At 61.6% G+C, this 13631-nt stretch carries 9 protein-coding genes; all 9 read left to right on the top strand.

All coding sequences use genetic code 11. From position 1 onward, the window contains the following. Positions 1-537 precede the first annotated feature (537 nt). A complete protein-coding gene (locus VNH11_30330; protein HVA50682.1) occupies positions 538-747 on the top strand; it encodes a carbon storage regulator in 210 nt (69 codons plus the stop codon). Positions 748-1065: 318 nt separating this feature from the next. Then, a complete protein-coding gene (locus tag VNH11_30325) occupies positions 1066-2151 on the top strand; it encodes a ubiquinol-cytochrome c reductase iron-sulfur subunit (protein HVA50681.1) in 1086 nt (361 codons plus the stop codon). Between the two features lie 111 nt (positions 2152-2262). After that, on the top strand, positions 2263-3039 hold the full coding sequence (locus VNH11_30320) for a cytochrome b N-terminal domain-containing protein (GenBank protein ID HVA50680.1): 777 nt from the start codon (positions 2263-2265) through the stop codon (positions 3037-3039). A gap of 82 nt (positions 3040-3121) precedes the next feature. After that, a complete protein-coding gene (locus VNH11_30315; GenBank protein HVA50679.1) occupies positions 3122-4468 on the top strand; it encodes a hypothetical protein in 1347 nt (448 codons plus the stop codon). A 278-nt stretch (positions 4469-4746) separates the two neighbouring features. Beyond that, positions 4747-9369 carry a hypothetical protein gene (locus tag VNH11_30310; protein HVA50678.1) on the top strand — a complete coding sequence of 1541 codons (4623 nt, stop codon included), beginning with the start codon at positions 4747-4749 and terminating at the stop codon, positions 9367-9369. Positions 9370-9580: 211 nt separating this feature from the next. Next, positions 9581-10342: a hypothetical protein gene (locus VNH11_30305; GenBank protein HVA50677.1), complete on the top strand. Its 762-nt coding sequence runs from the start codon at positions 9581-9583 to the stop codon at positions 10340-10342. A gap of 227 nt (positions 10343-10569) precedes the next feature. Next, a complete protein-coding gene (locus VNH11_30300; protein HVA50676.1) occupies positions 10570-11343 on the top strand; it encodes a hypothetical protein in 774 nt (257 codons plus the stop codon). Between the two features lie 106 nt (positions 11344-11449). Beyond that, complete coding sequence (locus VNH11_30295) at positions 11450-12706, top strand: cytochrome c (protein HVA50675.1); 1257 nt, start codon at positions 11450-11452, stop codon at positions 12704-12706. Positions 12707-12831: 125 nt separating this feature from the next. Continuing rightward, positions 12832-13605, top strand: coding sequence for a cytochrome c oxidase subunit II (locus VNH11_30290; GenBank protein HVA50674.1), 774 nt, complete (start codon positions 12832-12834; stop codon positions 13603-13605). The last annotated feature ends 26 nt before the right edge of the window (positions 13606-13631 follow it).

Below are 13631 nucleotides of genomic sequence, written 5' to 3'. Positions count from 1 at the left end.
TTAGCCCGGATTATTCACCGGCCCACACCAACCCGAAGCGCAAGCGAGGATCAGCAAAGGACTTAGCTCGCTTGCGCTTCGGGTTGGTGTTCGCGCAGTCTGCGCGCCAAGTTCGGGGGCCGGTGAATCATCCGGGTTAGGTCTTTGGGGCTTCGGCCCAAGACCAAAAACCAAAGACCAAAAACCAAAGACCCCTCCACGAACCACTAGCCACTGGTTCGCGGTACGTGGTCCAGCCTACCACACCGGCAAGATCCGGCCCAGCTTGCCTGGATGGACAACGGGCCCAATCGTAGCCGGGCCGAAAAAACCGCTCTTGACGGGAAGGGGCAGACACTCTAATTTGCGTCTTGCGTTCACGGTGGACATGTCGCAATAGGGTTCTGACGGCCCTGCCAAGCCTGGAGACGGGCGGCGGGGTTTTTTGTTGCGCTTCCGGTGATTTGCTCACGAGCGGGCGGTCGTCCTCACCAGCACGTCTGGCAAGGCGCATCGGATGAGTCGGGCAATCTGTCACTTTTTAGAAGGAGCGCCAGCATGTTAGTTCTTTCCCGCACCCGCGGCGAGCAGATCGTGATCGGCGGAACAATGACCGTGACCGTCCTCGAAGTCCGCGGCGACAAGGTCAAACTGGGATTCGAGGGGCCGAGCGAGATTCCCGTGCATCGTCAGGAAGTGCATGAGCGGCTGCGGCAGGAGCAGAATGCCTGGCGCGAGGCGGCTCAGCCCGCCGTCTGCGTCGCATGACCTTGCGTCGCGAAGATCGATCTAAAGCCCGCGCCGCTCCGCTTGCGGAGCAAGCGGGCTACTTCAATTTGCAAGAGGGGATTTTCCTGCCGGCCTCGGCGCGGTATGTTGACCTGATCTTAAAGGCGCCCGCGCCGCTTTTGCTGGCCCACGGCTCATTCTGCCGAAGGGCGGTTGACAAGCGACCGACGAACGTTAAAACCATTGGGGCCGACTTTGTGAAATTTGTCACAATCCCTGGCCGGGGCTGACCGCTGGCATTACGCGCAGCGCCGGCTTTACCGCCCGCGTTGGCCGATACGAATTAGCAACCCCATCATGGCTGAGAAAAAAAAGATGTCGGTGGCTGAGATCCTGGCCGCCGCGCGCAAGGCCGACGGCAAGGGCGAGTCGGCCGCAACAGCTCCCCCAGCTCCGGTCGCTGAAACGGCTGCGGCCGAAGCTGCGCTGCCCGCCGAAGCTGCGGAATCGCCGGCTCTCATTCCGGCTGAAGCAGCTCCTGCGCCCGCCGCCAAGCCGAAGCCGGCGGCTGCCGGTGCTCGGCCCAGCGTGTCTGAAATCTTGAAGCAGGCCCGCGAAGGTAAGGCGGCTGCGCCGAAGCCCGCGGCCAAAGCTCCTCCAGCAGCCAAGCCGGCGGCAAGACCGGCGGCTGCCAAAGCTGAAACGGCCACGGCGAAAGTGGCAAAACCGGCCATCAGCGGGGGCAAAAGCACGGCCAGCATCTTGGCCGCCGCGCGTGCCCAGCATAAGCCGGGCCCCCTCAGCAAGGCCGAGGCGGCAGCCAAAGTCAAGCCCGAGCCGGAGGCCAAGAAGGCCAAGGGGGCTGTGCCGCCGATGCCCGCCAAGCCCGACTACGCCCGGCCGAAGCCGAAAGAAGCGGCGGCCGCAACGGACGAAAGCCGCCGCTTTTTCCTGGGATTTGCCCTCGGCTCGTTTCTCGGCGTGGGGTTCACCTCTCTCACCGCCACCGTCGGCCTGTGGACGCTCGGCACGGCACGGTTCATGTTTCCCAACGTGCTGATCGAGCCGCCCAGCAAGTTCAAGGTTGGTTTTCCCAGCGACTTCGCTCCCGGCATGGTGGAAGAAAAGTTCAAGGCCCAGTTCGGCGTTTGGGTGGTGAAGGCCGAATACCAGGGCCAAATGGAAATCTACGCCCTGCGGACGGTTTGCACTCACTTGGGCTGCACGCCCAACTGGCTGGAAGGCGAGCAGAAGTTCAAATGTCCCTGCCACGGCAGCGGCTTTTACAAAGACGGCATCAACTTCGAGGGCCCCGCCCCGCGGCCGCTCGAACGCTATGCCATTCACCTGGCCGACGACGGCCAGTTGGAGATCGACAAGAGCAAGATGTTCCAGGAAGAAATGGGGCAGTGGAAAGACCCGGCCTGCTACGTGCCGGTGTAGTTAGTGGTCAGTGGTTAGTGCTTAGTGGTTAGTTAGATGCGAGGCCCAAAACCGAAGACCCAAAACCGAAGACGACCTGAACCCTGAACCCTGAACCCTGAACCCTCCCGCATGCCTTCCCTCAGCGAATCGATTCGCAACTCGCAGGTCTGGAAAAGCGTCTTTCGGCACCCCATGCCGATCGATCGCCGCAACCGCATCGTGGTGATGCTCACCAACTTCTTCTTGCACTTGCACCCGGTGTCGATCAAGAAACAGGGCATCGCCCTGAGCTACACCTGGTGCATGGGCGGCGTGACGTTCTTCCTGTTTCTGGTCGAGACCGTCACCGGCGTGCTGTTGATGTTCTACTACCGGCCGACGCTGGAATGGGCCTATAACGACATCCTTGCCCTGCGCGACGTGACCAGCCTCGGCATCCTCCGCGAGATCCATCGTTGGGGCGCGCACGCGATGGTGATCACCACCTGGCTGCACATGTACCGCGTCTTTCTCACGGGCAGCTACAAACCACCCCGCGAGTTCAACTGGGTGGTGGGCGTGATCCTGCTGTTGCTCACGCTGTTGCTGTCATTCACCGGCTACCTGCTGCCGTGGGACCAGTTGGCGATTTGGGCCATCACGGTCGGCTCGAACATGGCCCGCGCCACGCCGCTCTTGGGTCACGAGGGCCCCGGCCAGCAGTTGCTCACCCTCGGCGGCATCGACATGATCACCAGCGGCTCCGACGCGCGGTTCGCCCTGCTGGGCGCCCGCTTCGTCGGCGAAGAGACGCTGAACCGCTTTTACGTGCTGCACTGCATCGCCATTCCGCTGGCCGCCTCGCTGTTGATCGCGATCCACTTTTGGCGGGTGCGCAAAGACGGCGGCATCAGCGGCCCCTTGTAGGATTTTCGATTTTCGATTTTGGATTCCGCTGGTCGCTAACCACTAACCACTAACCACTATCCACTAACCACTAGCTCGCCGCATGCACGGCTCCGCAACCTTCATTCGCGACATCGCCACCGGGCTTGGCCTCTACTACCTGCTGCTGTGCGCGATGAACTGGATGACGGCGCTGATGCTGTGGCGCAAGGGGCCGGTGACGTACTTCCGCATCGCGGGCGTCGTTCCCTTCACCAACGTGCTGTTGTGGCTGCTGGTCGGCACCGTTTTCTTCATTCTGGCGCCGTTCACGATGATCGGTTGGCCGCCCATGCTTCCGGATTCCGTCAAGGCGCTGGTCAACAACAACTCGGGTCCCGTCCAGCTCACGGTCGGCTCGCTCGTCGCGCTGAGCGTTTTGTTCTGGTTCCGTAGTTTTTTCACCAGGCCGATTGTGGCCTGGTCGGGCTTCAACTTGGCTCTGCTGACGATGGGCCTGTCGATGACCGATCCCACGTTCGCGGCGATCGTGCAGAAGCCCGACAACGTGCCGATCGTCGGCCTGGTGTTCTTGCTCGGCTTTTTCACCTGGCTGGCCGGCTATAAGGCGGTGCAAAACGACGACCGCATTCGCCAAGGGTTGCCGCCGCTGGAAAAGCTCGATGACGAAAAAGTGCTCGTCTGGCCCGACCTGGTCTACACCGAGCTGATCTGCATGGTGGCGCTGACGGCCGTGCTCTTGGTGTGGGGCATCGCCCTGCAAGCGCCGCTGGAAGATCCGGCCAGCAGCGTCAAGACGCCCAATCCCTCCAAGGCCCCTTGGTACTTTCTCGGCCTGCAAGAGATGCTCGTCTATTTCGACCCCTGGTATGCCGGCGTGGTGCTGCCCAGCGTCGTGCTGGTCGGCTTGATGGCGATACCGTTCCTTGATTTCAACCGCGCGGGCAACGGTTACTTCACGATCGAGCAGCGCAAGTTCAGCTATCTTGTGTTTCAAATCGGCTTTCTGGAGCTGTGGATCGTGTTGATCGTGCTGGGCACGTTCTTGCGCGGGCCGAACTGGAACTTTTTTGGCCCCTTCGAACCATGGGACGTACACAAGGTGCTGCCGCTCAGCAATGTCGATCTCTCACAATACTTTTGGATCAAGTGGCTCGGCCGCAGTATGCCACGGGCGGCGGAAGGGAGCGGTACGCTCGCCCAACTGGGCTATATTGTGCTGCGTGAATTACCCGGCATCATTGCCGTGGCGGCTTACCTGATTTTCCTGCCGCCCTTGATGGCGGCCACGATCTTTCGCAAGTTTTTCGTGCGGATGGGCTTCATCCGCTACATGGTGATGGCCAACCTGCTGCTGATGATGGCCAGCCTGCCCATCAAGATGGTGCTGCGGTGGACTTGCAACCTCAAGTACATCATCAGTATCCCTGAGTATTTCCTGAATTTCTAAGATGGACGAACTCGCTTTGCGCCCCGGAGGGGCAACAGAGATTAGCGGTGGGTGCCAGCCCACGGGACAGAGGCGACCGCACGCGCGCAGCCGCGTAGCGGCGGCGGAGCATCGCGTCGCGCGCTCCGTCGCCGCTGCGCGGCTTCCTGGGTTAAGGCAACCCGCGACCGCGGGCTGGTGCCCACGGCTAGATTCCGTCGCCGCTACGCGGCTGTTTTCCATTGCGACGTACCGAGAAGTGACTTCCCCCCGTTTGCCCGAAGTGGGGTTCTGATTCTATGCCCGCAAACGAACAAACTTGGCGCGACCAGAAGTCGCTGCACCTGGTGTTTGGCGTGACGTCGATCATCATGCTGCTGTCGACCATCTGGATGCTGGCCAAAGACCACAATCGCGAGTGGAAGGTCTACCAGCGGCAGTTCCGCAATGTGGAGGCATACACGGCCAACGCCCGGCTGAACGAGCAGGAATCGGCCGATTATTATGCCCGCGAGAAGGAACTGAAGCGTCGGGTCGAAGTCGCCCAAAGCGAGCAGCCGCCTGAGAATCTGGTTGAGGCCTTCGTCGCGGAGGCGGAAACGAAGAAGGGCGACAGCCGCTATGGCTATCGCAGCGACCGCATCGAGAAGGCCAAAGAAGCGTTGCAGCATGCCGAGTTGGTGGCCCGCAAACCGGGCGCGAGCAAGGCCGAAGACGAGGTTGGCGCAGACGGCATCTACGAGGGTTCGCGCAAGAACGTGATCGAAAAGCGCGATGCACTGGCGGCGGCGATGCAGGGCGTGCTGTCGCGCGCCAAACAGATTGAAGACAACAGTCAGCGCGACTTGAAGTTCAAGCGGGCCGATCTCGACGGTGTGCGCAGTAGATACGACATCAGCGTCGACGAGGGCGTTGCCGAGCCGGAACTGGAAAAGATCGAAAAAGAGGTCCGGGCGGTGGCCGGCCAGGTCGATGCGTTGCTGAAAATCGCTCAAGACGCCAAGACGCACCGCGAGAAGCTGCAAAAGCTGCTCGAAGAAGCCGTGGCCGACGAAACGGCGGCACGCAAGGCGCTGGCCGATCACCAGGGCGACGTCGATCGACTGGAAAAAACGCTGGCGGAGCGGCGCAACAACCTCGGCAAGGAGCTGCTGGAAATGCCGATCGTCGACGCCTTCGGCCGGCCGCTGAAGGTCGACAACATTTGGCTGCCGCAGCTCACTTGGAACAACAACTTCCGTGATGTGGCCCGTTTCGACCGCTGCACGACCTGCCACCAGGGCATCGACAAGACCGCCCCCGGCTCGGCGACGGTTCCCGGCTACCCGACGACGCAACGGCTCGAATTGACGCTGGCAACTCCCGCTCAGCCTGCCGAGTTGACCGAAGAACAAGACCGTCACCTGGCGGAAATCAAAGACGAGAACGCCAAGAAAGAGCAGGAGTTGCAATACAATCTGGTCAATGCCTATGGCCTGCAGATTGGCAAGCAGGGCATCTTCGCCGCCAACGACGTGACGGTCACGGTGGTGCGGCCCAAGAGCGCGGCTGCGAACGCCCGGCTGGAACCGGGCGACGTGATCGAGCAGATCAACGACGTGAAGCTCCTCGATCGCCCTCGGGCCATCGTCTACCTGCTGGAAAGCGTCGATTGGGGCAAGCCGCTCACGCTGCACGTGCGGCGGGGCATTCCCGAACCGTTCAACTCGCACCCGCGGCTCGATCTGTTTGTCGGCTCGCTGAGTCCGCACAAGCTGGGCGACGTCGGCTGCACATCGTGCCACGACGGCCAGGGGAGCGCCACGGAGTTCAAGTGGGTCTCGCACACGCCCGACACGCCCGCCCAGGCCGAAGATTGGCACACCAAGTACGGTTGGTTCAACAACCACAATTGGCTGTTCCCGGTCATGCCCAAGCGGTTCAACGAGAGCTTATGCTTGAAGTGCCATCACGACGTGGTGGAACTCGAGCCGAGCGAACAGTTTCCCGAACCGCCCGCGCCGAAGCTCGTCGAGGGCTACGACACCATTCGCCAGTTTGGCTGCTTCGGCTGCCACGAGATCAACGGTTGGGACGGCCCGACGCGCCGCCGCGGTCCCGATTTGCGGGCCGAGCCGGTCTATTTCGCCGCCGCCCAGTCGGTGCTGACCGATCCCGGCCTGAACGATCACGAGCGGGCGCTGGCCGAGGAAGTGGTCGCTCACCCCGAGCGGCACGAAGCCCGCAAGCTGCTGGCCGAGGACATCAAGGCCGATGCCGCGCTGGTTGCGCCCGCCGAGAAGAAGCCGCCGCAAACCACGGAAACGATCGGCGAGGAAGTCGCCCGCGAGAAGGCGGTGGAAGCGGCGGACGGGGATGGCGACGGCGACGGCCAGAGCCAGGCCCGCTTGACTTCGGCCACGCACAAGCTGGCCACGATTCTCGGCGCCGACGATGAGACGCCGGGCCAATACCGCAAGGTCGGCCCCAGCCTCCGCTACGTGGCCAGCAAGGTCGATCTGGCGTTTCTCTACGACTGGATTCGCAACCCGACCAACTTCCGCCCCAGCACGAAGATGCCCCGCTTCTTCGGGCTTTGGGACCATCTGGTGCCGGAAGAGAAACTCGACGACCGCGGCAATCCGATCATCGAAAACGGGGAGCCCGTGATGGTCGAAAGCAAGGGCCGCAAAGACGCCGAACGGTTCGAGCCGGTCGAGATTCGCGCCATCGCCGAGTATCTGCTCGACCGCAGCCAGCCGTTCGAATACGTCGAGCGATCTGAGGGCATTACCCAAGAAGCCTCGGCCGAGCGGGGCAAGGAATTGTTTCAGACGCGCGGCTGCCTGGCCTGCCATCAGCACAAAGAGTTCCCCGCCGCCAAGCAGAGCCAGGGGCCGGACCTCTCACGCATCGGTGCCAAGCTGAACAGCAACGTTGGACGGCGCTGGCTCTATAGCTGGGTACGCGAGCCAAACCGCTACCACGCCCGCACCGTGATGCCAAACCTGTTCCTGGAACCGATTGCCGGGAAGGACGACGAAGTGAGCGACCCCGCCGGCGACATCACGGCCTATCTGCTCACATCGCAGGACGACGACTGGAAACCTGTGGCGGTGCCCGAAGTCGATACGCAGGCCCTCAACGACCTGGCCTACATTTATCTCAAGGCCACGTTCACGGAGAAGCAAGCCAGACGCTACGCCGACGAAGGTATTCCCGCCGACTTCGCCGCCGACATCAAGGGCGATGAGCAAATGATGGTGCGGGGCGATTCGGACAGTCCGGGCGAGCTGACCAAGAAAAAGCTGCTCTATCTCGGCCGCCGCATCATCAGCCGCCAGGGCTGCAGCGGCTGCCACGACATTCCCGGCTTCGAGGACGCCAAGCCGATCGGCACGGGCCTGGCCGACTGGGGCCGCAAAGACACTTCGAAGCTGGCCTTCGAGATGATTGTCGAATACCTCCGCGAGCGTCCGCCGGGACATTCGCACGCCGGCAGCCATGTCGGGCATGGGCACGGCCATGAGGCGGAAGTCGCAACGGAGCATCACGCGCTCGATCCCTTGGAAATGGACGCCGACACCGGCTTCTTCGTCGAGGCCCTGCTGCACCATCAGCGCGAGGGCTTTATCTGGCAGAAACTCCGCGAGCCGCGCAGCTACGACTTCAAGAAGACCGAGAACAAGGATTACACCGACCGCCTGCGGATGCCGAAGTTCAACTTCGACCAGAAACAGATCGAGGCGGTGATGACGTTCGTGCTGGGCCTGGTGGCCGAGCCGCCCGCCGCCAAGTACGTGTATAAGGCCAATCCGCGCCGCAAGGCGATCGTCGAAGGCGAGCAGTTGCTGGCCAAGTACAACTGCGTCGGCTGCCACACCGTGAAGATGGAAACGTGGGAGTTCGACTACGATCCGGAAGACGAAAACTACGCCAACCCGCCGCCTTTCGACGACTATGCCTTCCTGATGCCGCACTTCACGCCGCAGCAACTGGAAGCCTCGAAGAAGACCGACCGCCGCGGTATGGGGCACGCCGCGATCGGCGGCATGCCGGTGCCGATGCCCGAAGACCACGAGCCCGACGAGCCGCTTTATTTCACGCTCTGGGAGCCGGTGGCGATCGACGGGCATCCCTGGCTGGTGGGCGGACCCGAAGTGCCGGTGATGGAGCAGCATCTCGACAAGAACAAGATTCGGCCCTATTTCGGCGGCGATTTTGCCCGGCTGCTGTATCCCGCGGCCATGGAGATCGGCCGCCGCGACAACCCGAACGTCAAGCCGACCGACGTGTGGGGCTGGGTGCCGCCGCCGTTGGTGCGCGAAGGGCAGAAGGTGCAGACCGGTTGGCTGCACGACTTCTTGTTGAATCCGTATCCGATTCGCCCGGCCGTGCTGCTGCGCATGCCGAGGTTCAACATGTCGAGCGAGGAGGCCGACAAGCTGGTGCATTATTTCGCGGCCGCCGACAACGTCGATTACCCGTATCAATATCATCGGCCCGGCGGCAGCGACTACACGCCGCCGGAGGAGTTCCAGAAGTACGACGACGCGCTGAAGCTCGTCACCGACAACAACTACTGCGTGAAGTGCCACTTGATCGGCGATTTCCGGCCGAAGGGTCTGCCAGCGGCCTTGGCGCCCAACCTCGACCGCATCTATCAGCGGTTGCGGCCCGGCTATCTGCTGGAATGGCTGGCCCATCCGACGCGCAAGCTTCCTTACACGGGCATGCCGGTCAACTTCCCGCCGCACGACGACCCGAACGCCAAGCTCCGCACGGGCCTTTATCCGGGCGAGAGCGAAGACGCTTTGCGGGGAGTCGCCGGGCTGCTGCTGAACTACGACACGTACATGAAGCGGCACACTGATATCAAGTCGATGGTCAAAGAGCCGCCGCCCCAGGCCGCCGCGGGGCAGAGTGCCAAGCTCGACAACTGAGAAGAGTATGTGTGAAACAGTGCCGACGCGAAATCGAACCGAAGGGTGGGACCAGCGAGCTTGCGAGCGCCGGCCCACCGATAGCGACGTCGTTTTTGGTGGGCCGGCGCTCGCAAGCTCGCTGGTCCCACCCTACGGTATTTCGGGTATACAGCCGGGCTTCGAAATGGAAAATGAACTGAGTGGGCGACGACAACCAGGAGATTGCAACATGCGTCGATATTCGATTCTCGTTCTGGCGGTGGCAGCTCTCGCTCTCGGACAACCGTCGGCCCATGCCGCCGACTGGGGCAACTTGAAGGGACGTTTCATCTATGACGGCAAAGCGCCGACGGAGAAAAAAATCGACACGTCGAAGGAGCCGATGTGTTCGAAGCACAACGTGGTCGACGAGTCGATCGTGGTGGGAGATGATGGCGGCCTGGCGAACGTAGTCGTCTATATCAGCACCAAGGGCAAGATCAAGGTCAATCCCGAGTATGAGTCGAGCGCCAAAGACAAAGTCGTGCTCGACAATCACGGTTGCCGCTTTCAGCCGCACGTTCTGCCGATGCGAGTCACGCAAACATTGGAGATAAAGAATTCCGACCCCTTCTCCCACAACAGCAACGTATCCCCATTTGGAGACACGCCGCAGAACCCGCTGCTCTCACCGGACGCCGAGTTTCCCTACAAGTTCCACAAAGCCCAAAAGGTGCCCGTGCCGATCTCGTGCAACATCCATCCTTGGATGAAGGGTTACGTGGTCGTGAAGGAGAATCCCTATATCGGCGTAAGCGACAAGGACGGCAATTTCGAAATCAAGGATCTGCCGGCCGAGGAGCTGGAGTTCACCGTCTGGCACGAGAACCAGGGCTACCTGACCGCCAAGAGCGGCTGGAAGAAGGGCGCCTTCAAAATGAAGATCAAGAAGGGCGACAACGATCTCGGCGAGATCAAAGTCGATCCGAAGCTGGTAGCGCCCAAGAGTTGAGAGGCAGTACGACGATGGAAAACGGAACGATGGTGTGCGGGTTGAATTGGCACGTGGCGTTACCATGCGCTTGCGGTGGCCGACAACTGGAGGATGGCCTTCCTAGGCCGTCCAGATCCGGACGGGACGGCCTAGGAAGGCCATCCTCCCTACTGGCCGCTCTGCTGGCGGTGGCGTGTTGCGGCTGCGGAAGCGCCGTGGCCTCGCTGCCGCATCCGGCGCCGGATATGAAAATAGTAGAGCAAATCCGCGAGTCGTCGGGCGAAGCGACCGAAGCGGCGCCTGAGGCCGAAGCCGCGGCGCCCACCGCCGACACCTGGGGCAACCTCAGCGGCAAGTTCGTCTACGACGGCCCCGATCCGGCGGCCCAGCGCCTGGCCATCACCAAGGACGAGCAGGTTTGCGGCAACCACAACCTGGTCGACGAATCGCTGGTGGTGAATCCCAAAAACAAAGCGTTGGAAAACGTCGTGATCTTTCTGACCGACAAGAAAGCGGCGGTACACCCCGACTACGAGGCGACGGCCAAAGACACCGTGAAGTTCGACAACCACCACTGCCGCTTCGAGCCGCACATTCTCACCCTGCGGACCTCGCAGACGCTGGATGTGCATAACTCCGATCCGGTGAGTCATAACAGCAACATGGCGCCGCTGGGCGACAAATCGTTCAATCCGCTGATCTCGCAAAACAACGAGTCGCCTTACAACTTCTCGAAGCAGCAGAACGCACCGGTGCCGGTCACGTGCAGCATTCATCCCTGGATGAAGGGCTACGTGTTTCCGCGCGACAATCCCTACGTGGCGGTGACGGGCAAAGACGGTTCGTTCGAGATCAAGAACCTGCCGGCCGGCAAGCACGAGTTCCAAGCGTGGCAGGAAGCGGTGGGCGGGCTGGCCGCCAAGCCCGACTGGAAGAAGGGCAAGTTCAAGTTCGAGATCAAGGAAGGCGACAACGATCTGGGCACCATCCAGGTCAGCTCCGCATTGTTTGGAAAGTAAGACCGAGGTTCGTTACAACGCGATGAAACAATCAGAGGGTGCAATAGTGACAGAAAAAATACTGACAGAAAAATGTTTCTGTCGTCAATCTTTCCGTCATTGTACGTTGGCAGTTTTGATGGTCGCCGTGGCGATTGTCGCTTCCGGCTGCTCCCCGCATAACTCCTCGCCCGAGTTCCGGCTGAATATGCAGGACATCCTGGTGAAGATGCAGCTTAAGGCCGACGATTTCCGCCTGACAGGCGATGAAAAGGACGACGAAGAACGCCAGGAGAAAGAGCAGAAAAAGAAGAAGCTGGAGTTCCTCTCGACCGCCCTCTATGCGGCGTTCGGCACGCCCGACCAGCCATATCTATTCAAAGAAGTGGAGTGGAACCCGGACGAGAAAAAGGGGCTCGATCTGCGCAAGATCAAGCTGGCCTCCGGCCGCTACGGGGGCAGCGCCGATGGCAAGCAGCGCGGCCTGTTTCGCCAGCACTGCGCCCATTGCCACGGCATCACGGGCGACGGCGCCGGGCCGACGGCCGCCTTCTTGAACCCCTTCCCGCGCGACTATCGCCAGGGCGTGTTCAAGTTCAAGAGCACGGGCCGCAACTCCAAGCCGACCACCGACGACCTAAAACGCATTTTGCACGAGGGAATTCCCGGCACGGCCATGCCCTCGTTCTTGCTCTTGCCCGACGACGAGATCGAGGCGCTCGTCGAGTACGTCAAGTATCTCAGCGTCCGCGGCCAGACGGAGCTCAACATGGCCATCGACCTGTTCAACAACGACGAGGACATCGAGCCGAAAAAAGAGGCCATTTTCGAAGGCTATATGCAGCCCGCGATCGACGAATGGGCGGCGGAAGAACAAATCGTCAATCCGCCTGCCCGCAGCGGGTCGCAAACTCCGCAGGACTTGCGCGAGTCGATCGCCAAGGGCCGCGACGTTTTCTTCCGCAAAGACGCCCAGTGTACCAAGTGTCACGGGCCGACCGGGCTGGGTGACGGCAACGACGGCGGGCCGGAAAAGGACCAACTCTTCGACGATTGGAACAAAGACAAGAAGCCGGGCGAACTGGCCTATTGGCTGCTGCCGACAAAGCAACCGTTGCGGCCCCGCAACTTGCGGATGGGCATTTATCGCGGCGGCCGGCGGCCATTGGATCTTTTTCGGCGAATTCACCAGGGCATTCCCGGCACGCCGATGCCGGCGGGCGGCCGCGACGACAGCAACCCGACCGCGCCGTTGAAGCCGGAGGAGATTTGGAACCTGGTCGACTACGTGCGGTCGCTGCCTTTCGACGAGGGGAGCGAGCCGGCGCAGTTCGAGAGCGGCCACGCGACGGCGATGGTCGAGCACGAGGTAGACGGTAGATAGGGCATGAAATTAACGGCGGTAGGCGGTAGACAGTAAGCGGTGGACAGGGCGTAAATTCAAACCCCGGTCTACTGTCTACCGTCTGCTGTCTGCCTGCCCCGGTTACGACTTAACGAGGTTGAGTGGTGGGAAAGTTTTGGAGCGTCCTGTTTTTGATGGTGCCCGTGCTGGGGATCGGCCTGTTCTTTTGGGCCCCTTCGGCCGGCTACTGGCTGCCGCGCGACATCTCGCAGCACGGCTACCAAATCGACCACCTGTTCAATTTCATTCTGGTGCTGACGGGCGTGGTGTTTTTCGCCACCGAGTTCGCCCTGTTCTGGTTCATGTGGAGGTATGACTCGAAGGTCAACCGCGACCCCGTGAAGTACACCCACGGCAGCCACAACCTGGAAGTCATCTGGACGATTTTGCCGGCGGCCACGCTGCTGTTTATCGCCATCTACCAGATGAACGCCTGGGCCGACGTGAAGATGCGCGTGCCCAAAGACATGCCGCCCACGCTGGAAGTGACCGCGCGGCAGTTCGAGTGGCGGCTGCGTTATCCGGGTCCCGATGGCACGATCGGCACGCCGGACGACATTTATCACGTCAACGACATGCACATTCCGCTCGACGAAGAGGTGCTCGTGGACCTGAAGAGCATGGACGTGCTGCACGACCTTTTTCTGCCGCACTTGCGGATCAAGCAAGACGCGGTGCCGGGCATGTCGATACCGGTCTGGTTCCGGGCCAAAGACGTCGGCACGTTCGACCTGGTGTGCGCCGAGTTGTGCGGCTGGGGGCATTACAAGATGAAGGGCCGCGTCACCATCGAGACGCGGGCCGCCTACGACAAGTGGCTCGAACAGATGGCGGCCGAACAGTCCGCCACCCAAGAGCCGGAGAAACCCGAAGAATAGAAACGTAGGGTGGGACCAGCGAGCTT

The sequence above is a fragment of the Pirellulales bacterium genome (genome assembly GCA_035533075.1).
GTDB lineage: Bacteria > Planctomycetota > Planctomycetia > Pirellulales > JAICIG01 > DASSFG01.
This window is presented reverse-complemented; position numbering and strand designations above follow the sequence as displayed.

Coding starts and splice junctions, on each gene's coding strand:
- VNH11_30330 (HVA50682.1), top strand. CDS start 538: ATGTTAGTTCTTTCCCGCACCCGCGGCGAGCAGATCGTGATCGGCGGA.
- VNH11_30325 (HVA50681.1), top strand. CDS start 1,066: ATGGCTGAGAAAAAAAAGATGTCGGTGGCTGAGATCCTGGCCGCCGCG.
- VNH11_30320 (HVA50680.1), top strand. CDS start 2,263: ATGCCTTCCCTCAGCGAATCGATTCGCAACTCGCAGGTCTGGAAAAGC.
- VNH11_30315 (HVA50679.1), top strand. CDS start 3,122: ATGCACGGCTCCGCAACCTTCATTCGCGACATCGCCACCGGGCTTGGC.
- VNH11_30310 (HVA50678.1), top strand. CDS start 4,747: ATGCCCGCAAACGAACAAACTTGGCGCGACCAGAAGTCGCTGCACCTG.
- VNH11_30305 (HVA50677.1), top strand. CDS start 9,581: ATGCGTCGATATTCGATTCTCGTTCTGGCGGTGGCAGCTCTCGCTCTC.
- VNH11_30300 (HVA50676.1), top strand. CDS start 10,570: ATGAAAATAGTAGAGCAAATCCGCGAGTCGTCGGGCGAAGCGACCGAA.